Origin of the sequence: Chelatococcus composti, assembly GCF_014201415.1 — a bacterium.
Taxonomy (GTDB): Bacteria; Pseudomonadota; Alphaproteobacteria; order Rhizobiales; family Beijerinckiaceae; genus Chelatococcus_A; species Chelatococcus_A composti.
Map to the genome: position 1 here is coordinate 330,203 of NZ_JACHEH010000003.1, position 22,234 is coordinate 352,436.

Genomic DNA, 22,234 nt, shown 5'->3' on the forward strand with positions numbered 1-22,234 from the left:
AAGCCTCGATATAGAGGCGGCGCTCGCGAGACGCTCCCATCGTCTAGCGGTCTAGGACGTCGCCCTCTCACGGCGAAAACAGGGGTTCGAGTCCCCTTGGGAGCGCCATTCCCTTCGTGCTTCAGTGGTTTATCGGGCGGTTAGCCAAGCGGGTTAGCCAATGTCGCTGCGACGCTTTCGGGCGCCGGTGAAGCAGGCAGTGTTACCGCCCCGCGCGGGCAGCGATCCCCTCTTCGCAAGACGTTTCTTCTCTGCTCCGCGAGTGCTGCGGCGTCGGCATATGGCGCGGTTACTCGCAGACGGATGGTATTCGTCAGTATTCCGCAGCTTTCGGCGGCGAGGAGCGGTAGGGCCTGTCTGGCGGGAAAATGGCGGTTCCGGCCGCTCGCCGGCGCGATCTTCGCCTCGCGGACCGTCGTCTGCTCATCCGCGGCATGGAATCGTAGCGCGAATCGCGATCCGGTGTGGCCGGAAGCGCGACAGGGGCGTTTCCGTGCCGGGGGGGCGCCATGATGCTCTCGGATGGGCGGAAAGCGGCGCGAATGGCGGTGGTCGATCGCCGAAATTTACGAAAATTTAGCTAAATCTGCCCGTTTTATCGCTCTGGGTGCGCATAGTGTAGATTTCAATTGCATAATTACGCGGCATGCGTATGGTGCGTGTACTCTTACATTGGGGGTTACCGATGCGTGCACTTCGCACTTCCATTTCCATCCTCGCCCTTGCCATTGCCGGCCCGGCCCTTGCTGCTGACCTGCCGTCGCGGCATGTGGCTCCCGCCGCGCCTGCTGTGGCGCCGATCTTCACTTGGACCGGCTTCTATGCCGGTGTGAACATCGGCGGTGCCTGGGAGCACGGCTCCCTGCACGTGCGCGACGAGGATACGCTCCAGTCGATCAACCTGGGCGCGGCTCTCGGCCTGCGTGAGTCCGACAGCGGTGGTTTCACTGGCGGTGCGCAGATCGGCTACAACTACCAGATCGGCCAGTTCGTCCTCGGCGCCGAGGCGGATTTCAACTACATCAACGTCAACCGCCGCATCGCCGGCACGGTCGTTGACCACGAGGGTGACGGCGGCTCCGTCTTCGCCAAGGCGACGGTGAACTGGTACGGCACCGTCCGTGCGCGTCTCGGCTTCACGCCGACCGAGCGCCTCCTCGTCTACGCCACCGGTGGTCTTGCCTATGGCCAGGTCAAGCACCGCATGTCGGTGGCCGACGACATCGGCGAGGATTCCTGGGCCGGCCGCGGCAACCACACCCAGTGGGGCTGGACGCTGGGCGCGGGCCTCGAGTACGCGATCACCAACAACCTGACGCTGCGCGGCGAGTATCTCTACGTCGACCTCGGCGACAAGAACACGCGTCTCGGCTACACGGGCACGGACGCCGCGCTCGCCGGCGACACTCTGACGCTCAAGAGCGACACGCAGTTCAGCGTGGTCCGCGCCGGGCTCAACTACAAGTTCTAACCGGACGCCCTTTGAGGCAGACTGGCGGCCGCCCGCGCGATGCGCGGGCGGCCGTTCTCGTTTGGGCTGTCGGTTAATTAACGGCTTCAATCGCAAAATTAAAATAATTTGTCGAGAGAAGTGTAATTAGCGCTTGCGGCCGTCGCGAAATGTTGAATAGGTTGCGTTTTTGAGACGCCCGCGGGTTGATCCTGCGGCGCGACGAGGAGGGGGGCAGTGGAGCGTATGGATCGGGCCTGGCCGCCGTCGCTGTGGGCAGCCGTGACGCCTTCAGGGGAAGACTATCCAGCGCTGGCGGGAACCGCGACTGGCGATGTCGTCGTCATCGGCGGCGGCTTTACCGGTCTGTCGACGGCGCTTCATCTCGCGGAGGACGGCAAGAACGTCGTGCTTCTCGAGGCGGCAGCGCCGGGGTGGGGCGCCTCGGGGCGTAACAACGGGCAGGTCATTCCCACCCTGACGCGCCCGAACCCGGACGATATCGTCGCCAAGCACCGCGCGGCCGGTGAGCGCTTCGTCGCCCTGCTTCGCGACAGTGCCTCCGTCCTGTTCGATCTCGTGCGCCGCCTCGACATTCCGGCGGAGGCGGAGCAGACGGGCTGGATCCAGCCCGTGCACTCGCCCGGCCGCATGAAGATTGCGGAGACGCGCTTTTCCCAGTGGAGCCGCCATGGCGCGCCCGTCGAGCTGCTCGACCGCGAGCAGGTGCGGCGGATGACCGGCTCAGACGCCTGGTATGGCGGATTCTGGAATCGCACCGGCGGGCACATCAACCCGCTGGCGCTGGCGCGGGGGCTGGCGCGTGCCGCCGCTGCCCGCGGCGTGAGCATCTTTGCCGGCACGCCCGCCCTGTCCATCGCGCGCGACGGCTCCGGCTGGCGCGTCACGACGCCGCAGGGGGAGGTGCGGGCGAGGGCGCTCGTGCTCGCCACCAATGCCTATACCGGCGAGTTCGCCGGGGGGCTCGCGCCCTCCGTCGCGCACGAGGTGGTGCCGGTGCTGTCGTGGCAGATGGCCACAGAGCCGCTCGGCGAGGAGCTGCGCGCCTCGATCATTCCCGGCCGGCAGGCCGTGTCCGACACGCACGGCGATCTCTGGTTCATGCGCTACGACGCACGCAACCGGCTGGTGACCGGCGGGGCCCTCATTTCGCCGATAAACGGGGCGGACCGGCTCCGCCGCCGCATCGGCGAGCGGCTGAGGCGCATCTTCCCGCAGATCGGGGAGGTTCGTTTCGACTACGTGTGGAACGGCTACATCGGCATGACGACCGACTACTTCCCGCGCTTTCACCGCCTCGGGCCGGATGCCTATGCCTGGGCCGGCTGCAACGGCCGGGCGGTCGCGCTGTCGATCAGCATTGGCCGCGAACTGGCGCGCGCCGTCTCTGGCGCGGAAGTTGCCTTGCCGTTCACCGAACCGCGGCCGCTGCCGCTGCACGGCTTGCTGCGGCGGGTCGCGCCGCTCAATCTGGTTCTTTATCGCTGGCGCGATGCCCGTGAAATCGCTTGAATCGGTTTGAGCCTGCAGCGGAAGGGGACGACATGGCGGACAAGACCGACGACCACACCATAAACCTCCTGCGCCGGGCCTTCGCCATGCGCGCCGCGGCCTATGCCTATATGTTCGACACGCTGCGCGAGGAGCTGGGGGAGGAGAAGGCGCTCGAGCTCGGCATGAAGGCGACGCGCCGCATGGGCGAGGACATGGGGCGCCACTTCAAGGACTACGGCCCGGGCGACCTCTGCGGCCTGAAGGATGCCTTCCTCGGCGGCATCATCGAGGGCGAGCGCATGTTCGCGCCCGAGGTGCGGCGCTGCGACGGCGAGGAGCTGGAAATCTACTTCCACCGCTGCCCGCTGAAGGAGGCTTGGCAGGAGATGGGCCGTTCCGACGAGGACGTGCGCAAACTGTGCCGCATGGCGGGTGCCATCGACACAGGTCTGTTCACCGCAGCAGGCTTCACCTTTGCCGGCGAGACATGGAAGCCGGGCGAGACCGGCTGCTGCCGTCTCAGGGTCCTGCCCGGCAAGGCAGCCTGAAGCACAAGGAACCATTGGGGAGAGCGATTGAAATGGACAGGCGGAATCTTCTGATCGGTGCGGGGCTTGCCGCGCTCGTCGCCTCGGGCGGCATGGCGTTTGCCCAGCAACCGGTCGTCAAGCTCGGCTATCAGCTGCCGCTCACGGGTAACACGGCCCAGTACGGCCAGGACTTCAAGAACGCGGCCGAGATCGCGCTCGCCAAGTTCAACTCCTCGGGCAAGCCCTTCAAGGTGGAGATCATCTTCGAGGACTCGCGCTCGGACGCGAAGGAAGGCATCGCCATCGCGCGCAAGTTCGTCGACAACAAGGAGATTGTCGGCGTGCTCGGCGACTTCACCTCGGGCGTGTCCATGGCCTCGGCGCAGGTCTACAAGAGCGCCGGCATGCCGCAGCTCTCGCAGACGGCCTCGCACCCGGACTATGCCAAGATTTCCGAATGGCAGTTCCGCAACATCACGACCCAGGCGCAGGAAGGGCCCTACAACGCCAACTGGATGCTCGAGCGCGGCTTCAAGAAGATCGCCGTCATCGCGGAGCAGACCGACTGGGGCCAGACCGTCGTCTCCAACTTCGCTGACGAGGTGAAGGCCAAGGGCGGCGAGATCGTCTTCAGCGAGTTCTTCAACCGCGGCCTCGCCGACTTCCGGCCGATCATCACGAAGATCGCGCGCGAGAAGCCCGACGCGATCTACACGGGCTTCTTCTACGAGGACGGCGCCCAGTTCCTCAAGCAGATGAAGCAGCTCGGCGTTGACATCCCGGTCTATTCCACATCGGCCGCCTACAACCAGAAGCTCATCGAGCTCGCCGGCGCCGACGCCGAGGGCATGCACCTGACGGCGACCTTCCTGCCGTCGAACCCGGCGCCGCACGTGCAGGAGTTCGTTGCGGCGTGGAAGGAGAAGACAGGCCAGGCCGAGCCCGGCCAGTTCCCGGCCCAGGCCTATGATGCCGTCAACATCATGCTCGCTGCGGTCGAGAAGGCCTGGCCGGAGCCGACGCGCCAGAAGGTGCGGGATGCGCTCGCCGCAACGAAGGACTTCCCGGGCGTGACCGGCGACACCACCTTCGACGCCAACCGCGAGCCGGCCAAGAAGCTGACCAAGGCTGTCGTCAAGAACGGCCAGTTCGTCGCCGTTACCGACTGAACCGGAGGGGGCGGCGGGCCGGAAGCAGCGGCCCGTCCGTCCGCCGCGCCGTGCCCGCGCCTGCCGCGGGCACGGGAGCGGCGTGGCCGGGCGTGGCCCGGCCGACACCGGAACCCCGGTTGCGACAACGCTTGAATCCCGCGGCCTTGCCGCCCCAACCTCGCGGTCCCGATGGATTACTATCTCCAGCAGCTCGCCATCGGCCTCTCGCTCGGCATGGTTTATGCCCTGATGGCCATCGGCTTCACGCTGATCTTCGGCGTGCTCAACGTCGTGAACTTTGCGCATGGCGAGGTCTACACGATCGGCGCCTTCGCCGGGCTCGTGGTCATCACCGCCTTCGCGCCGCCGCTCTTCGTCGTGCTACTCATCGTCGTGGCGGTGGGCGCGCTCGCTGGTGTCGGGCTGGAGCGCATCGCATTCAAGCCCTTCCGGCGATTCAGCGACGAGGCCTCGCTCAAGTCGCGTGCCATGCGTGAGGCGACGCTGATGTCGTCGCTCGCCGTGTCCATCATCGTGCGTGAGGCGATCGAGATCGGCTTCGGTTCGCAGTTCCAGACCGTGCCGCTTGACCGGCTGCTCAACAAGCCGATCAGCCTCGGCCCCGTCACCATCGTCTCGGGTGACGTCATCATCTTCGTCGTTGCGGCGCTGATGCTGGGCGGGCTGCAGTACGTCCTCAAGCGCACCAACGTGGGGCTGTCGATCCGCGCCGTCTCCAGCAACCCGCTCGGCGCCAAATATGTCGGCATCAATACCGACCGCACCATCATCTGGACCTTCGCCGTGGGGTCGATGATGGGGGCTGCGGCCGGCATCCTCGTCGGCCTCTACTATGGTGCCATCTTTCCGAGCATGGGGTTCATTCCCGGCATCAAGGCTTTCGTGGCCATGGTCATGGGCGGGCTCTCGTCCATTCCCGGTGCCGTCATCTGTGCGCTCATCCTCGGCTTCAGCGAGAGCATCGCAACCATCTTCGTGCCCTCCGTCTGGGCCGACATGGTGGCTTACGGATTTCTCATCGTGACGCTCATCTTCTTCCCGCGCGGCATCTTCGGCGGAGCTCGCGACCGTGTCTGACCGTCTGCGCCCCCTTCTCGTCGTCGCGGCCGCGCTCGTCCTCGTCCTCGGGGTCGTGCCTGCCGTGCTCGGCGCCCTCGATCGCAGCTACCTCTACCAGGTGGCCAACCTCGCGCTCATCTTCGTGCTGCTCGCGGCCTCCATGCATCTCGTCACGGGTGTCGCGGGCCTGCTTCAGCTCGGCCATGCCGCCTTCTATGGCATCGGCGCCTACACGGCGGCGCTGCTCGCCACCGAGGCGGGTCTGACCTTCGGCTGGACACTGCCGCTCTCCGGGCTCAGCGCCGCCTTCGTCGCCGTCCTCGTGGCGCTGCCGACGATGCGGCTCGTGTCGATCTATTTCGCGGTGGCGACGCTCGGCATCGGGCAGATGATCTATCTCGTCATGCTCAACTGGGTGCCGGTGACGAAGGGGCCGAACGGCATCCTCGTCACCAGCGGCCTCGAGCTCTTCGGCTACGACCTGTCGGCTTCGGCACCTGCCTATTTCGTGGTGGCGATCATCACCCTCGTTTCGCTGTGGGTGATCCACCGCCTGTCGCACTCCTACTACGGCAACGCGCTGCGCGCGCTGCGCGAGGACGACCAGTGCGCCGATGCCATGGGGCTCGACACCGTGCGGCTGAAGATCGAGAGCTTCGCTGTGTCGGGCTTCTTTGCCGGCATCGCCGGGGCGCTGTGGGCGCACACGGCCGGCTACATCTCGCCGGCGGACTTCGCCTTTCCGCAGTCCATCCTCATCCTGGCGATGGTCGTGGTGGGCGGGCTCGGCAGCCTGCCGGGCGCTGTCATCGGCGCGCTCATTCTCATCCTGCTGCCGGAGGTTCTGCGGCCCGTCGGAGACTTCCGCAACATCATCGTGGGCGGGGTCCTGTTCTTCTCCATCCTGCTGATGCCCAAGGGCATCATCGGCGAGGTCTCGGCGCTCGACCTCGTGCGGCGGCAGCTCGGCGGCGCCTGGCGCGGCGAAGGGACCAAGGCGGGCCCGGAGGTGGGCTGGCGATGACGGCGCTTCTCACCATCGACGGCGCGACGCGCCGCTTCGGCGGTCTCACCGCCGTGGACAACGTCTCGACCACGGTCGCCAAGGGCGAGCTCGTGGGCGTCATCGGCCCGAACGGCGCCGGCAAGACGACGCTGTTCAACCTCATCTCGGGCTTCACGCCGCTCTCCTCGGGCGCGGTCCACTTCAAGGGCCGGCGCATCGACGGGCTGAAGCCCTTCCGCATCGCGCGGCTCGGCATCGCCCGCACGTTCCAGAACCTGCGCATCTTCCCGAACATGAGCGTGTTCGACAACGTCTCGGTCGGGGCGGCGGGCATGCTGGGCGTCAGCGCCGCGGAGGCCGTGTTCGGCGGCAGGGCACGCAGCGAGGCCATCTCGCGCCGGGCCTGGGCAGCGCTGGAGCAGGTGGGGCTGCAGGATCTCGCCGGAGAGCTTGCAGCCAACATCTCCTATGGCCGGCGCAAGTATCTCGAGATCGCACGTGCGCTTGCCATGGAGCCGGAGCTCATCATTCTCGACGAGCCGGCGGCCGGCCTCAACGATACGGAGACGCGCGAACTCGCGGCCTTCATCCAGCGTCTGCACGGCGCGGGCATGACGGTGCTGCTCGTCGAGCATGACATGGGGCTCGTCATGGGCATCTGCCAGCGGGTTGTGGTGCTCGCGAGCGGCCGCAAGATCGCCGATGCGCCGCCGGAGGTGGTTCGCAAGGATCCGGCCGTGCTCGAGGCCTATCTCGGCGTGGAGGAATAGGGCATGGCGCTTCTCGAAGTCCGCGACCTTCACGTCTCCATGGGCGTGCAGGAGATCCTGCACGGCATCGACATTGATCTGGGCGAGGGCGAGATCGTCGCCATGCTCGGCGCCAACGGCGTCGGCAAAACGACGCTGATGCGTGCGCTCTCGGGCATCTACCGCGTCAAGCGTGGCACGATCACGCTCGCCGGTGAGGACATCACCAATGCGCCCTCGCACACCATCGTGGCGCGCGGCCTCTGCCAGGCCCCCGAGGGGCGGCAGATCTTCGCCACCATGAGCGTGCGCGAGAACCTGGTGCTCGGCGGGGGACCGCACGGCCTCGCCCGCCTCGATGAGGTGCTGCAGCTCTTTCCCATCCTCGGCGAGCGTATGGGGCAGGCGGCGGGCTCGCTTTCGGGCGGCGAGCAGCAGATGCTGTGCATCGCCCGCGCCCTGATGCGCAACCCCCGAGTGCTCCTGCTCGACGAGCCCTCGCTCGGCCTTGCGCCCAAGCTCGTCAAGCTTATCTTCGATCTCGTCGCGCAGATCCGCGAGCAGGGCGTGTCGATCCTGATCGTCGAGCAGAATGCGCGCGGGGCGCTCAGGGTGGCTGACAGGGCCGCGGTGATGGAGAGCGGGCGCGTCGTCCTCTCCGGGCCGGCCGCTGAACTGGCCAGCGACCCGCGTATCGTCGAGGCCTATCTCGGCGGCCATGTCGCCGGGGGAAGGAGAGGATGATGGCTTCAGCCAAGGACACGACCGCCAGGGAAACAGCAACCTCCGCCCCGATGCCGATGATCGAGCGCCGGCGCATCGAGGCCGAGATCCTCAAGCACGTCTACGAGACGCTGAAGGAGAGTCACGGCCTCGAGGTGGCGCAGAAGACGGTGGCCGACGCGGTGCGCCGCTCGTCCATCGAGCAGGGGGCGCGCTTCGCCGCGATGCAGGACGGGCAGACCTCCATCGAGAGTTTTGCCGCGCTGCAGCCGCTGTGGACCATGGAGAACGCCCTCGAGATCGACGTGATCGAGAAGACGGATACGACGTTCTCGTTCAACGTCACACGCTGCCGCTATGCCGAGATGTATCGGCAGATGGGGCTCGGCGAGATCGGCCACCTGCTGTCGTGCCAGCGGGACGGCACCTTCTGCGAGGGCTACGACAAGCGCCTCAAGCTCGCCCGCTCGCAGACCATCATGCAGGGCGCCAGCCACTGCGACTTCCGCTACACCTACGAGAAGGCCGAAAGCTGACGGACGCCGCCCCCGGGGCGGCGTTTTCTTTCGGGTTGTCCTGGCCCTGCCCTGCGCCTTGCCGGCGGCGGCGAACCCGGCGGACTGAAACAGAACTGTCAGACAGGGGCATTAGAAAACGCCTCGCACAAGCCTGCGCATGGCCGGCCTGCCCCTGTCGCGCTGGTGCTGCCGGACCGATGTTGCTTCGATGGCAGGAAGGGGCGGTTGTCGCTGCCTGCACAACCCGAGGGAGGATGGAAGGGACATGGCGCACGCAAGCAAGATCATCGCCGGCGTCGGCTTCTGCACCGGCAACGGCACTGGCGACCTTTCGGTGCTGGAGCGGGCGCTGGCCCGCTATGCAGACCTCGGCGCGGATATTGCCGAGCTGTCGCTCTACAGTGAGGATCTCGTCGCCGGCGGTCGCGTGCTGCCGGAGCGCGCCGCGAGGCTCGTCGAGATCACGAAGCGCTACAATCTCGGCTACACGGTGCACGGCCTCGTCTGTTCCAACTTCATGGACGAGGTGAACCTGCCCTACCAGAAGGCGGCGATGCGCGCGATGCTGGAGCTGTGCGACCGCGTGGGGGCGAGCGTTCTCGTGCATCACTCCGGCGTCGCCACCAGGAAGGGGCCCGAAGAGCTGGCGCGGATCGAGGCAATGGAGCGCGACGCGCTCGCCGAAATGGCGGAGGTTGCGCGCAGCTACGGCGTGCGCATCGCGCTTGAGAACATCTTCGCCATGAGCGACGACGAATACCGCAAGACACCCTCCGATGTCGCGGCGACGGTGGCCGCCATCGGCCATCCGAACCTGTGCGCCCTCATCGACTTCAGTCACGCCTACATCGAATCCACGCGCCGCGGCCTCGACTGGCGGGCGGAGATCCGCGCCATGGCGCCTGTTGCCGGGCACCTGCACGTGCATGATTCCTTCGGCCGGCCCTACACGATGACGCGCTTCTTCCACCAAGGCGAGCCGATGGCCCTCGGCATCGGTGACCTGCACATGCCGCTCGGCTGGGGCGACATCCCGTGGGAGGAGATCTTCCAGGAACTGACCTTCCCGGCCGGCACGACCATGATCATGGAGATCACGGAACGCTTTGACCCGGAGCTGCCGGCCTGCCTCGCGCGCGCCCGCGGCCTTGCGGCTCTGGCCGACGCGAAGGCTACCGTCGCGGCGTGACGACCGGCGCGGCGGCGCCGGTCACTCTCGCCGTGCCCCGTCCTCGAACCAGCGCGCCAGCACAGCCCGCTCGGCCGGCGTCATCTGCGTGACGTTCCCGGGCGGCATGGCGTGGGTGAAGGCGGCCTGCATGGCGATGTCGTGGGCGCGCAGGTGGATCTCGTCGCCGTTTTCCAGAAGCACGTTTTTCGGCGGCACGACGACGCCGTCCCACACCGGTTCCATCGCATGGCACATGCTGCAGCGGCTGGTGACGATCTCCTCCACGCGGGCGAAGGTCACCGGCCCGGCCGGTGCAGCCGCGTCCATGGTGCCGCGCACCGGCCCCTTCGGCCCGAGCGCACTCAGGAACATCACGAGCAGCATCAGCAGGGCGGAGACGAACCACGGCCACGTCTTCATCTCGCCCGTCTTGTGCATGGTGTTGAAGAAGTGGCGGATGAGCGCGCCCATCACGATGATGCAGGCGAGGATGGCCCAGGAATACTGCGTCGCGAAGGCGAGCGGGTAGTGGTTGCCGATCATGACGAAGACAACCGGCAGCGTCAGGTAGTTGTTGTGCAGCGAGCGCTGCTTGCCCTTCGCGCCGAGGGAGGGATCTGGCGTCTGCCCCGCGATCAGCGCCGCCACCACCTTGCGCTGGTTGGGAATGATGACGAGGAAAACGTTCGCCACCATCATCGTGCCGATGAGCGCCCCCATCTGCATGAAGGCGCCCCGGCCCGAGAAGACGTGGCTGAAGCCGTAGGAAAGCGCGACGAGAAAGACGAAACCGGCGATGGCAAGGTGCGTGTCGTTGCGCCCGAGCGGCGAACGGCACAGGCCGTCGTAGACGAGCCAGCCGAGCGCGAGGCCGCCGACCGAAAGGGCGATTGCCGCCCAGGCGGGCAGGGGCAGGACGCTCTCGTCGATGAGGTAGAGCTCGGCCCCCATGTAGTAGACGAGCACCAGCAGCGCCGCACCTGACAGCCAGGTGGTATAGGCCTCCCACTTGAACCACGTCAGCTTGTCCGGCAGCGACCGCGGCGCAACGAGATACTTCACCATGTTGTAGAAGCCGCCGCCGTGCACCTGCCAGGCCTCGCCGTAGGCCTCCTCGGGCAGGCCCTTGCGCGGCTTGAGGCTGAGGTCGAGGTGCACGAAGTAGAACGACGAGCCGATCCAGGCGATGCCGGCGATCACGTGCAGCCAGCGTACGCCGAAGTTGAGCCACTCCCAGAGGATTGCACCCATGCCCAGCTCCCGGTGAATCGCCCGCCCGTGCCGGCAGGCGGCATCAGCGTGCATGGGGCGTGCCAGCTCGGCAAGCGGGAGACGGCGCCGCCCTTGGCGCGGGGTGTGAGCCGCGTGTGTTGCAACCGGCGCCCAGGTGCGGCGGTTGCCTGGCACCGCCCGCAGGGCCTATGACTTCGGCTCCCGCCCGTTGTCTCGCCGGGCCACCCCAACTGCCACAGGACCGCCATGAGCCTCGATCCCGCCGTCGCCGCCGCCCTTGCCGAAGTCTCCACCGCCACGCTGACCACGGTCCTGCTCAAGAAGGGGCTGCGCAACGTGTGGATGCGGGGCACGCGTCCGCTCGCGCCGGGGCAGAAGCGTGTGGTCGGCCCGGCCTTCACGCTGCGCTTCGTGCCAGCGCGGGAGGATCTGGCGACGCCGGAATCCTGGGGTTCTCCCATCTCGACCCGCGCCGCCATCGAGGCGATGCCGGAAGGGGCCATCGCAGTGGTCGATGCCATGGGCGTCACCGATGCCGGCATCTTCGGCGACATCCTCTGCGCGCGCATGCAGAAGCGGGGCGTGGCCGCCCTGGTTACCGACGGCGTGGTGCGCGACGTGGCCGGCGTGCTCGGCACCGGCCTCAAGGTGTGGTGCCGGGGCGCGGCCTCGCCGCCCTCCGTCGCGGGCCTCACTTTCGTCGGCTGGCAGGATCCGATCGCCTGCGGCGGCGTTGCCGTCTTTCCCAATGATATCGTGGTGGCCGACGAGGACGGGGCTGTGCTCATTCCGCGCGCCCTCCTCGACGACGTGGTCAAGGCCGCGGTGGCGCAGGAGAAGCTTGAGAACTGGATCATGCGGGAGGTCGAGAACGGCGCCGCACTGCCGGGCCTCTATCCGCCAAACGAGGCCAACAAGGCCCGCTACGAGGCCTTCCTGGCGGCGAACGGTGGCGAGAACTGATCGCAAGCATCGTTAGCGAATTCTGCACCTTATCGTGCAAGATACCGGCAAAGATGCGTGCGCCGCCCATGGGCCGGGTCTTGTGCCTCGATTACGGCGCAATCCGGCGAATATAGCGGAGCCGGGGGAGGCGGAAGGAGACCGCGCGAGCGGCTGAGGTGTATTGCGTAGTCAGGTGCCAAAGGAAGAGAAGGGCGGCATGGGTCGCCCGCCACGGTGCAGCTGGCTCGCTGCCGGCACCGCGTTGGCGCTCGTCCTCGTGGCGGCCGAGGCGCAGGCCGACGACCGGCCCGGCTTCTTCGCGCGCCTCTTCGGTGCGGAGGAGAAGGAGGAGGGCCCGGCCTTCCCGGTTCCCGACCCCGTGACCTATGACGTCACCTTCGACTTTCGCGGCGATACCGAGGATCTCGGCGAGCGGCTGAAGGAGCTCTCCAACCTCGAGAAGCTGAAGAACGAGCCGCCTTCGGGCGCCATCGGGCTGCAGCGGCGTGCCGAGGGCGACAGGCAGCAGCTTCTCGGGGCGCTGTCGGCCTTCGGCTATTACCAGCCGCGCATCGACATCACCGTGGCGGGTGTCGACGTCTCCTCGCCGCGGGCACCGCAGCGCATCGATGCCGCCCGCCGCGCCGGATCGGTGCCGGTGCGCGTCACGGTGACCTTCGGGCCGCGCTTCACCTTCTCGCGCCTCGCCATCGTCGACGAGGCGACGGGCAGGCCGCTGCCGCCGCCCGCGGGCTGGGCCGCGGCCGGACTGGCGCCGGGCGAGCCGGCCCAGAGCGCGGCGGTGCTTGCCGGCGAGCGGGCCATCGTCGCCGCCCTGCGCGACGAGGGCTATGCCTTCGCCGCCGTGCCGCGGCGCGAGGCGGTGGTCGACCACGCCACCCACACGATGGACGTGACGTTCTATGTCGTGCCCGGGCGCAAGGCGCGTTTCGGTCGAGTGACGGTCGAGGGGACGGATCGGCTCGACCCGTCCTTCGTCGAGGAACGGGTTCCGTTCAAGACGGGCGATCTCTTCTCGCCCGAGCCGCTGGCCGAGCTGAGGCGCGAGCTCGGCGAATATGACGTCTTCAGCTCCGTGCGCATCCGCGAGGGCGAGGCGCTCGACGCCGACGGCACCTTGCCGATCACCATCGAGGTGCAGGAGCGGGCGCGCCGTTTCATCGGCTTCGGCGCCAGATATTCGACCACCGAGGGACCAGGCATCAACGCCTACTGGGGCCATCGCAACCTCTTCGGCGGGGCGGAGCGGCTGCGGCTCGATGCACAGGTGTCGGGCACCGACATCAAAACTGCCGGCGTGACGGGCAGGAAGGCCGAGTGGCAGGACAAGCTCGGCTACCGCTTCGGCGCCACCTTTACCAAGCCTGGCATCATCACGGCGCGGGACGATCTCGTCGTGCAGGCGACCTACCTGCGCGAGGTCACGGAGAGCTATTCGCGCCAGGGCTTCGTCGGCGCCGTCGCGCTCAAGCGCCGCTTCACGCGCGAGTGGTCGGGCCAGATCGGTCTCGATCTCGAGCGGGCCAAGTACCTGCGTGGCTACGACACGGAGTTCGACACCGGCCGCTGGTACACGCTCGTCGGCGTGCCGGTGCAGGTCGACTACGACAGCACGAACGACAAGCTCGATCCCAAGCGCGGCATCCGTGCCTCGGTGACGGTGGAACCGTTCACCAGCCTCCTCGGTTCGACCGTCGACATGACCATGGTCAAGGCGAGCCTCTCCGCCTACTGGCCGATCGATTCCGGGGAGCGTTTCGTGCTGGCCGGACGGGTCGGCTTCGGCAGTCTCATCGGCGCCGATCTCGGCGACATCCCGCCGCCGCGCCGGTTCTATGCCGGCGGCGGCGGGTCCGTGCGCGGCTACGACTACCAGAGCCTTGGGCCGACGAATGCCTTCGGTCAGCCCATCGGCGGGCGCAGCCTCCTCGAGGCCTCGGCCGAGCTGCGCATGAAGGTGACGGACACCATCGGCATCGTGCCCTTCGTCGATGCGGGCATGGCCTATCGCTCGAGCTATCCCGACTTCGAGGGGCCGATGCGTTACTCGGCGGGCATCGGCCTGCGCTATTACACCGCCATCGGGCCGCTGAGGCTCGATATCGCCCGGGGCCTTAACCGCGAGAAGGGTGACCCGCCCTTCGGCCTCTACATCAGCCTGGGGCAGGCCTTCTGATGCACCGCTCGAGCAAGGCGGGCCGCGTCGCCCGCGCCATTCTCCTCACCGTCGCCGGGGCGGTGATCCTCCTCGCCGTCGCCGCTGTGCTGATGCTGCGCACCGATGTCGGGCGCGGGCAGCTCGTGCGGCTCGTCGAGACCCTTGCGAGCGGCCCCGACATGCGCCTTTCCATCGGCCGGCTCGACGGTGCGCTGCCCTTCGACATGACGGTAAGCGACGTTTCCGTCGCTGACCGCGAGGGCGTGTGGCTGACGCTCGACCGGGCGCATCTTGCCTGGCGGCCACTGTCGCTCCTGTCCGGGGTCGTGGAGGTGAACGTCCTTGAGGCCGGCCGCGTGGCGGTGGCCCGCCCGCCCGTTCCCGGCACCGGGCCGGCCACCGAAGGCTCGGGCCCGCCGCGCCTGCCGTTTGGCGTCATCGTCGAGCGTCTCGCCGTCGAGGAGGTCGCCCTCGGCGAAGCGCTGGTGGGGGAACCGGTCAGTCTCGCCGTCAGCGGCGATGCGCGGCTCGTCGACCCTGCCGACGGGCTGTCGGGCGAGATCGCCATCCGGCGCACGGATGGCGTGGCGGCCACAGTGGACGGCACCTTGCGCTTCGTGCCCGACACCGGGCAGCTCGTCGTCGACGTGAGGGCGGTGGAGCCTGCGGGGGACATCGTGTCTCGCCTTGCCGGTCTGCCGGACCTGCCGCCGCTCGACTTCTCCCTGCGCGGGGACGGCCCGCTCGACAACTGGCGCGGAGACCTCGCGCTCACGCTCGGCGCAAGCGCGCGCGCACAGGCGACGGCGACCATCACGCGCGATGCCGACGGGCGGCAGCTCGCCCTCGACGGCACGGCCGACATCGCCGCCCTGCTGCCGGATCGCTACGCGCCGCTCGCAGCCGGCGAGGCCACCTTGCACTTGCGCGCGAAGCGTTTTGACGACGGGCGCATCGAGGTCGGCGAGCTCTTCGCCGAGGGGGCCGGTGGCCGCGTGACGGGCACGGGCACGCTCGACGAGGCTCGCGATGCCGTCAGCGGCCGGCTCACGCTCTCCCTGCCGTCGGCCATGCCCTATGCGGCGCTCGCGCCCGTCGCGCTGTCCTGGCGGGGTCTCGAGGCGACGGCGACCGTTGAGGGCCCACTGTCGCGGCCGAGGCTCGCCTTAACCGCCACCGGTGACGGCCTTTCCATCGAGCAGAACGCCATCGGTCGCGCCATCCTCGGGCTCAGGGCCGAGGCGGACGGCGCACCGCTGCAGCCGGACACGCGCTTTGCCTTCGACCTCACGGCGGATCTGCGGGATCTCGCGCCACAGTCTTCCGAGCTTGCCGGTGTCGTCGGCAGCGAGGCACACCTCACCGCGAATGGCACCGCGACGCTGGACGGCGCCGACATCGCCGCCCTCCGCCTCGACCTCGCGCCGCTCGCCGCCACCTTCTCCGGCACCGTCTCCACGGAAGCGGTGGACGGCAAGGTCAATGTGGAGCGGGCGGACCTCGCTGCCCTGCGCGCCTTCATGGACCGGCCGCTCGCCGGCGTCGTCGCGCTCACGGGGGACGTCTCGGCGAGCTTCGATCTATCCCGGCTCGCGGTGACGCTCAACGGCATGGCGCGCGGGCTCGAGACCGGCGTGGCGCAGGCCGACGGCCTCCTTGGGCGCGACGTGCGCCTGTCCGGCGGCTTCCGCCGCAATGCCGACGGCAGCTTCGGCTTCGAACGGTTCACCGTCTCCGGCGCCCACGTGGGCCTTATCGCCGACGGTTCGGCGACCGAGAACCGTGCCAATGTCACGGCCAAGCTGGACCTGCCGGACCTGTCGCAGCTCGACGCGCGTGTCACCGGACGCGCGGATGTCGATGCGACGCTGACCGGCTCGCTTGATGCGCTCGATGCGCGCCTGCGCCTCGTGATCGACGGGGCGAGCGCGCTCGGCCGGCCCGTCGAGCGGCTGGCGGCGGACATCGAGGCCCGCGACCTCACGGGCGCCGCCACCGGCACGCTCTCCCTGTCGGGCAGCGTGGACGGCAAGCCGGCGACGGGCAGCGGCCGCTTTGCCCGCGATGCGGCAGGGGCGGTGAGGGTGTCGGATCTCGACATCGGGCTCGGCTCCGTCCGTGCGCAGGGGGCGTTCGACATTTCGCCGGCCTCGCTCACGAGCGGCCGGCTGGTGCTGCGGGCCGGAGACCTTGCGGACATCGCGCCGCTGCTGCTCACGAAGCTGGCAGGTGCCGTGGACCTCGACCTGACCCTTTCCTCAGAGGATGGCCGCCAGAATCTCGTCGCCAAGGGGCGCGTGTCGGATTTTTCGGGCTTCGATGCCTCCCTCGCCAGGGCCGACATCGACCTGAGCGCGCGTGACGTGCTCGGCCGGTTCGCGGCCGACGGCAAGGTGATGCTCGAGAGGCTGGCTGTCGCGGGTGTGGACGTGCCGCGCGCCGAGATCTCCGCCGAGGGCACGCGCGAGGCGACGCGCCTTTCCCTCGGCGGCTCCGTGCGCGGCATCGACGTGGCCGCCGACGCACGGCTCGCCATGCGCCCGGACGAGACCGTCGTGACGCTGGACAGCGCCAGCGCCTCGCGCGGCGGCCAGCGCGTCACCGTCGCCCGCGGGGCGGTGTTCACCCTGCGTGACGGTACTGTCGCCGTCAGCGGCCTCACGCTCAACGCCAATGGCGGCTCGCTTGCTGTGTCTGGCTCGGCAGGCGAGCAGCTCGATCTCTCTGCCACCATGCGCAACCTGCCGCTTGCCCTGGCCGAGCTTGCGGCGCCGGGCCTCGGCCTTGCCGGTCAGCTCTCCGGCGAGGCGCAGATAACCGGCAGCCCTTCACGGCCGGACGGGCGCTACCGCCTCTCGGTCAGCGGCTTCACCATGCCGCAGATCCGCGATGCGGGCCTGGCGCCGCTCGCCGTGGAGGCAAACGGCACGCTGGCCGACGGGCGGGCGGGCATCGACGCCTCAGTGCGGGGCATCTCCGACGCGCCGATCCGCATCACCGGCTCGCTGCCGACGACGGCTGAGGGCAATCTCGACCTCGCCGTCGCCGGCCGCATCGACCTTGCCGTTGCGAACCGTCTCGCGGCGGCGGACGGGCAGCGCTATGGGGGCACGGCCACTGCGGACCTGCGCCTCGCCGGCACCTTCGCCGCGCCGCGGGCAGAGGGCACCGTGCGCCTCACGGGCGGCCGCTTCGAGGACGTCGTCAACGGCATCCTCCTGTCCGACATCGACGCGACCGTCACGGGCTCCGAGCGCGAGCTTGTCATCCAGAGCCTGGCGGCGCGGGCGCGCAACGGCGGCCGGATCACCGGCAGCGGGCGCATCGCGCTCGATCCGGCGGCGGGCTTTCCGGGCAGCATCAGCCTGCGGGCGGCGAATGCCCAGCTCGTGTCGAACGACACGACCAACGCCATCGTCGGCTTCGACCTTTCCGTCGCGGGCCCCATGGCCACGGCGCCGCGCGTGACGGGGCGGGTGACGGTGGACAACCTGCAGATTTTCGTGCCCGACCGGTTGCCGCCCTCCGTGACGCCCATCGAGGTGCGGCACAAGAATGCGCCGCCGCGCGTCGCCGAGCGCGTCCGGGCGCAGGAGCGGCAGCAGCGCGCACGTGCGGCGGGCGGGGGCTTCGACGCGGCGCTCGACATCACGGTCGATGCCTCGTCCGGGCGGGTCCTGGTGCGCGGACAGGGCATCAACGCCGAACTTGGCGGCACGCTCGCCATCCGCGGCACGTCGTCCAACCCGGTCATCGACGGCGGATTCTCCATGCGCCGCGGCACCTTCCAGGTGCTCGGCCGGCGCCTCACCTTCACGCGCGGCAACGTCACCTTCCCCGGCACGCTTGACCCGCAGATCGACTTCGTGGCCGAGGCTCCGGCCGGCGACGTGACGGCCCGCGTTGCCGTCGACGGCATCGCCTCAAGCCCGCAGATACGCTTCTCCTCCTCGCCCGAGCTGCCGCAGGACGAGGTCCTGGCGCGCCTGCTCTTCGGCAAGCCTTCGGGCAACCTGACGGCGGGGCAGGCGTTGCAGCTGGCGCAGGCAGTGGCACAGTTTGCCGGCGGCAATCGTGTGCTCGATGATCTCAGCCGCTCGCTCGGCGTTGATGCGGTCGACATCGACACCGATGCCAGCGGCAATGTGGCGGTCGGCGTCGGCAAGCGCATCAATGACAACATCTATCTCGGGGTGAAGCAGGGAGCGACACCCGACTCCAGCCGCGTGACGGTCGATATCGACATTACCGACCACATCAAGGTGCAGGGTGAGGCCGGGGCCGACGGCTCCAGCGCCGTCGGCATCGGCATGGAATGGGATTATTGAGCGAGCGGCGCGCTCGTGGCTTCCCGCGGAGGGGCGTCGCGCCTGTCCGGCAGCAGCGGCATGTCCGAGAAATTGCCGAAGATCATGTCCGGTGCGCTGGTGTTGTGACGCGACGGCATGACCCGTCCGGTCCAGAGTTCCAGCGCCTCGGCGCCCGGAAAGGTCATGACCGGGGCTTCGCCCCAGCCCCTGGCGCCGGGCGTGCGCCAGGCGACGCGGGCGGTGTCGGCATTGGTCTCCATCACGTACATCGAGCGCAGCGCCGCGAAAGGCCTGTCCCGCGGCATGTCGCCTGAGAATGACACGTCGAGCACGATGTGCTCGTCATCGAGGGCGGCGAGCCTCACCTTGCCCTCGCCGCCGTCGGCGAAGGCGAGAGTGAAGGTCCGCGTTGCGGGATCGAAGACGACCTCCTTCAGCGCCACGATGGGGCGGCCCTCGTTCTTGACCGGGCCGACGAGAAAGGAGCTGCCGTAGGCTGTCCAGCGCGTGTCGCCGGGCGGTATCGGGCGGGCCCGCCAGTAGCCGTCCGGCGGATAGAGCACGAGCACCTCCTCGGCGCGCTCCCTGTGGCGCACCCACACCTGGATGAGGTGCAGGCCGTGCTCGACACGGTCGCCGACGCGCACCGGCACGTCGTTCGGCCGCCAGAAGGAGGGATAGGTATAGCCGACGAGCCACAGGTCCGGCGTCTCGTAGAAGGTGACGCGGCGCGGCTCGGCCACGTGCACGGGATCGCCCGACATGTCGCAGCTCGTCCAGTCCGCGGCCCAGCGGTCGGTGTCGAGCATGCCGAGATAGGCCGGGTGCACCGCCCGGATGCGGAAGTGCCGCACCTGCGGGTTGGTGAAGGTAAGGCTGACGTTGTCCTTCTCCGCGCACAGCACGGGCTCGCTCTCGTTGTCGACGCGGGCCGCGAGTTCGGCTGCGCCGGCGGAGGGTGCGGCGGCGGCGAGCAGGCCGGCGACGAGCAGACCCCGGATGGTTCTCGACATGCGTTATCCTGTGAAGATGCTGTTCTGGGCCGCTCGGGGCCCCGTTGCGGCGAGTGTCGCATAAACGTCACCTGAATTCGCCCGAAGAGGCAATGTGGCCAGATGATCCCGCATCGCCTCGGCGCAGACGGGCTCGGGGAAGACGAGGCGCTGTTCCTCGCCGAGCGACAGGTTGAAGCGGTAGGGGCCGAGCGCGGCGAGCCGGTCGAGGCAGCGCATGGCGACCTCGCGGGCGATGGTGGTGAACTCGAAGGACAGTGCGGGCAGCGGCTGCGACAGGCCGGCCAGCACGGCGTCCTCGAAGCCCTCGACATCAATCTTGGCGAAGGCGGGCATGCCATGGCGGGCGATGAGCACATCGAGCGTCGTCATCGCCACAGTCAGGGTGTGGTCCCAGTGCTGGTCGCGCCAGCCGTCGGCCTCGCGCGCGGCGGCGAGGAAAGTCCCGGAGGCGGAGGAGACGGTGGGGTTGGCGCTGTTGACGTGGAGCGTGACGTAGCCCTCCGCGGCTCCGACCGCCGCCTCGACCAGAGTCACGTTCCTGTCCCGGCCATGGATGAGACGCAGGAGGCGCATCGGGCCGGGCTGGGGCTCGACGGCGACGACGCGCGCGCCGAGGCGACGGAAGGAGGAGGTGCGGTCGCCGACATGGGCCCCGATGTCGAAGGCGAGATCACCCGCAGCGAGGAAGCGGCGGTAAAGGGCATCCATCGCGCGATGGCGGGCGCGATTGCCGTGATAGAGCAGGAGCGAACGGGCGAGCCCGCGCCATTCGGTGAGGGTGGCGCGGAGCCGGCTCATGCGGCGACGGCCACGGGCGGCGGCGCCGGGCGGGCGAGGGCGGCGATCTCGGCTGGTTCGTCGAACTCCTCAGGGACGGCGCAGAGCCGGTGTCGCGCGAGGAAGGCGCCGAAGGCCGGTCGCGCCGTCACGACGGCGAAGGGGATGGCGAGCAGGTAACCGGCCGTGAGTGGCAGGCTCCACAGGAGCGCCGCCGGCGAGATCCACGCCAGCGCGCCACAGACGACGAGGCCGAACACGGTCTGCGGCCACAGCCCGGCCGCCGCCGTCACCCAGGACAGGGCATGCGCGTCCCGCTCCTGGCCGTTCCAGCCCACATGCGCGCGCCCGGCGAGGAGGCCGGCCATGAACAGGCTGGTGCGGAAGGAGGACACAGCCCCCTGCAGGAAGGAGAAGACGATCTCGAGGCAGGCCGAGAGGCCGAAGCGCATCGCCCCGCCGTAGCGGGCAACCTCGCCGCGCCTCAGCGCGATGTCGGCGAGCCCGGCGAGCTTGGGGAAGAGGCACAGGAAGAGGAACGTGCCGTAGAGGGCAGTGGCGGCGGTCGTGGGGAAGGCGTCGGCCAACTGCGCCTCGCGCACGGCGAGCGGCGACAGCGCGACCATCGCCGTCATGGCCGGCAGCCCGGCGAACATCAGGGTGGCCCACAGGAGCTGGATGCGGCTGACGGGATGCAGGCCGGGCAGGGCGAGGAGCCGGATGTACTGCATGTTGCCGAGGCACCAGCGCAGGTCGCGGCGCACGAAGTCCACCACCGTCGGCGGGTTTTCCTCCCAGCTGCCGACCTCGACCGGCAGGACGCGCACCTCATAGCCGGCGCGGCGCATGAGGGTGGCCTCCAGCTGGTCGTGCGACAGGATGGCGCCGCTGAGCGGGCCGCGGCCGGAAAGGACGGGCAGGCGGCATCCGTCACGATAGGGCGCGATGCGGACGAGCGCGTTGTGACCCCAGAAGGGGCCGCAGTCGCCGGTCCACCAGGCACTGCCCATGGTGTAGGCCCGCATGCCGTGCCGCATGCCGAACTGGAAGATGCGGGCGAAGCCGCTCGCGGCCGGCAGGCCGGTGACGAGGCTCTGCAGGATGCCGAGGCGGGGATGGGCCTGCATCATGCGCACCATGGCGAGGATGGTCTCCCCCGCCATCAGGCTGTCTGCGTCGAGCGGCAGCATCAGCTCGTAGTCGTTGCCCCAGCGGGCGCAGAAGTCGCGCAGGTTGCCGGCCTTGTAGCCGACATTGTCCTCGCGCCGGCGGTAGACGGCCCTGGCACCGTCTGCCAGCGAGGCGCGGAAGGCGGCGAAGGCCTCCTCCTCCGCGACCGCGATCTCGGGCAGCGAGGTATCGCTCAGGACGAAATAGCCGAAGTGGTGGCCTTGTCCGGTGCGGGCGATGCTTCCGGCGACGGCCGCGAGGCGTGCGAAGGCGCGCGCCGGGTCTTCGTTGCGCAGCGTCATCAGTACGGCGGTGCGCAGGAAGACCGGTTCGCCCGACGTGCCGGCGCCGGCGAAGGGGGCAACCTCGGCAAGCCCGTCACGGCGTCCGTGCAGCAGCCACAGGCCAATCGCGGCATTCCAGAACCCGAGGACCACCCACGGCGTTACGAGAAAAAAGCAGGTGAGGAGGATGCCGTCGAGAAGGCTCCACCCGCCGGCCGAGAGGATCCACGCCATGGCCGCGCCGAGGAGGGCCCACGTGACGACGTTGAGCACCGCGACCAGCGCCCGCCGCCACGCCAGCGCGGCGGTGGACTGCATTCCGCCCGGTGTCTTAGATGGGGAGGACGAACCCTCGACGAGCGTGAGGGTCGCAGGATCGAGCCATTCCGTCATCGGGCACCGTCCTCTGCCGTGCCGCGGCGATATA

Annotated in this window: 17 protein-coding genes and 1 tRNA gene; 14 read left to right on the forward strand and 4 right to left on the reverse strand. The window is 68.9% G+C overall.

The window, feature by feature from the left end:
• Positions 1-32: 32 nt before the first annotated feature.
• The 11 genes from HNQ73_RS07815 (at position 33) to HNQ73_RS07865 (ending at position 9,911) form a co-directional block, all read left to right on the forward strand.
• Positions 33-108 (forward strand) — tRNA-Glu (locus tag HNQ73_RS07815).
• 577 nt (positions 109-685) lie between these two features.
• Positions 686-1,471, forward strand: coding sequence for an outer membrane protein (locus HNQ73_RS07820; RefSeq protein ID WP_183333941.1), 786 nt, complete (start codon positions 686-688; stop codon positions 1,469-1,471).
• 225 nt (positions 1,472-1,696) lie between these two features.
• Positions 1,697-2,983: an NAD(P)/FAD-dependent oxidoreductase gene (locus HNQ73_RS07825; RefSeq protein WP_183334305.1), complete on the forward strand. Its 1,287-nt coding sequence runs from the start codon at positions 1,697-1,699 to the stop codon at positions 2,981-2,983.
• 32 nt (positions 2,984-3,015) lie between these two features.
• Entirely contained in the window at positions 3,016-3,513 is a 498-nt protein-coding gene (locus HNQ73_RS07830; protein ID WP_183333943.1) for an L-2-amino-thiazoline-4-carboxylic acid hydrolase, read from the forward strand.
• A 32-nt stretch (positions 3,514-3,545) separates the two neighbouring features.
• Positions 3,546-4,664, forward strand: coding sequence for an ABC transporter substrate-binding protein (locus HNQ73_RS07835; protein ID WP_183333945.1), 1,119 nt, complete (start codon positions 3,546-3,548; stop codon positions 4,662-4,664).
• A 171-nt stretch (positions 4,665-4,835) separates the two neighbouring features.
• Complete coding sequence (locus HNQ73_RS07840; protein ID WP_183333946.1) at positions 4,836-5,744, forward strand: branched-chain amino acid ABC transporter permease; 909 nt, start codon at positions 4,836-4,838, stop codon at positions 5,742-5,744.
• On the forward strand, positions 5,737-6,750 hold the full coding sequence (locus HNQ73_RS07845) for a branched-chain amino acid ABC transporter permease (RefSeq protein ID WP_183333947.1): 1,014 nt from the start codon (positions 5,737-5,739) through the stop codon (positions 6,748-6,750). The genes HNQ73_RS07840 and HNQ73_RS07845 overlap by 8 nt, the downstream gene beginning before the upstream one ends.
• A complete protein-coding gene (locus tag HNQ73_RS07850; RefSeq protein WP_183333949.1) occupies positions 6,747-7,502 on the forward strand; it encodes an ABC transporter ATP-binding protein in 756 nt (251 codons plus the stop codon). The genes HNQ73_RS07845 and HNQ73_RS07850 overlap by 4 nt, the downstream gene beginning before the upstream one ends.
• Positions 7,503-7,505: 3 nt before the next feature.
• On the forward strand, positions 7,506-8,225 hold the full coding sequence (locus tag HNQ73_RS07855; protein ID WP_183333951.1) for an ABC transporter ATP-binding protein: 720 nt from the start codon (positions 7,506-7,508) through the stop codon (positions 8,223-8,225).
• Positions 8,225-8,740 (forward strand): L-2-amino-thiazoline-4-carboxylic acid hydrolase, encoded by a 516-nt coding sequence (locus tag HNQ73_RS07860; protein WP_244649972.1) that lies wholly within the window; start codon positions 8,225-8,227, stop codon positions 8,738-8,740. The genes HNQ73_RS07855 and HNQ73_RS07860 overlap by 1 nt, the downstream gene beginning before the upstream one ends.
• A 247-nt stretch (positions 8,741-8,987) precedes the next feature.
• Complete coding sequence (locus HNQ73_RS07865) at positions 8,988-9,911, forward strand: TIM barrel protein (protein ID WP_183333954.1); 924 nt, start codon at positions 8,988-8,990, stop codon at positions 9,909-9,911.
• Positions 9,912-9,932: 21 nt separating this feature from the next.
• On the opposite strand, the gene HNQ73_RS07870 is transcribed toward HNQ73_RS07865, so the two are convergent.
• Positions 9,933-11,144 carry a urate hydroxylase PuuD gene (locus HNQ73_RS07870; RefSeq protein ID WP_276513667.1) on the reverse strand — a complete coding sequence of 404 codons (1,212 nt, stop codon included), beginning with the start codon at positions 11,142-11,144 and terminating at the stop codon, positions 9,933-9,935.
• 228 nt (positions 11,145-11,372) lie between these two features.
• Here HNQ73_RS07870 and HNQ73_RS07875 point away from each other — a divergent pair, with 228 nt between their 5' ends.
• From HNQ73_RS07875 to HNQ73_RS07885, 3 genes are all read left to right on the forward strand, one after another.
• Entirely contained in the window at positions 11,373-12,089 is a 717-nt protein-coding gene (locus tag HNQ73_RS07875; protein ID WP_183333956.1) for a ribonuclease activity regulator RraA, read from the forward strand.
• Positions 12,090-12,288: 199 nt separating this feature from the next.
• Complete coding sequence (locus tag HNQ73_RS07880; RefSeq protein WP_183333957.1) at positions 12,289-14,268, forward strand: autotransporter assembly complex protein TamA; 1,980 nt, start codon at positions 12,289-12,291, stop codon at positions 14,266-14,268.
• Positions 14,268-18,578, forward strand: coding sequence for a translocation/assembly module TamB domain-containing protein (locus HNQ73_RS07885; RefSeq protein WP_183333958.1), 4,311 nt, complete (start codon positions 14,268-14,270; stop codon positions 18,576-18,578). Before HNQ73_RS07880 ends, HNQ73_RS07885 begins: the two co-directional genes overlap by 1 nt.
• Here HNQ73_RS07885 and HNQ73_RS07890 read toward each other — a convergent pair.
• From HNQ73_RS07890 to mdoH, 3 genes are read right to left on the reverse strand one after another with little or no spacing between them, the layout of a single operon-like run.
• Positions 18,572-19,573 (reverse strand): hypothetical protein, encoded by a 1,002-nt coding sequence (locus HNQ73_RS07890; RefSeq protein WP_183333959.1) that lies wholly within the window; start codon positions 19,571-19,573, stop codon positions 18,572-18,574. The two genes, HNQ73_RS07885 and HNQ73_RS07890, sit on opposite strands and share 7 nt — an antisense overlap.
• Before the next feature lie 3 nt (positions 19,574-19,576).
• Positions 19,577-20,374 carry an FkbM family methyltransferase gene (locus tag HNQ73_RS07895; RefSeq protein WP_183333962.1) on the reverse strand — a complete coding sequence of 266 codons (798 nt, stop codon included), beginning with the start codon at positions 20,372-20,374 and terminating at the stop codon, positions 19,577-19,579.
• Positions 20,371-22,200 carry a glucans biosynthesis glucosyltransferase MdoH gene (gene mdoH / locus HNQ73_RS07900; protein ID WP_183333965.1) on the reverse strand — a complete coding sequence of 610 codons (1,830 nt, stop codon included), beginning with the start codon at positions 22,198-22,200 and terminating at the stop codon, positions 20,371-20,373. The genes HNQ73_RS07895 and mdoH overlap by 4 nt, the downstream gene beginning before the upstream one ends.
• Positions 22,201-22,234: the final 34 nt, after the last annotated feature.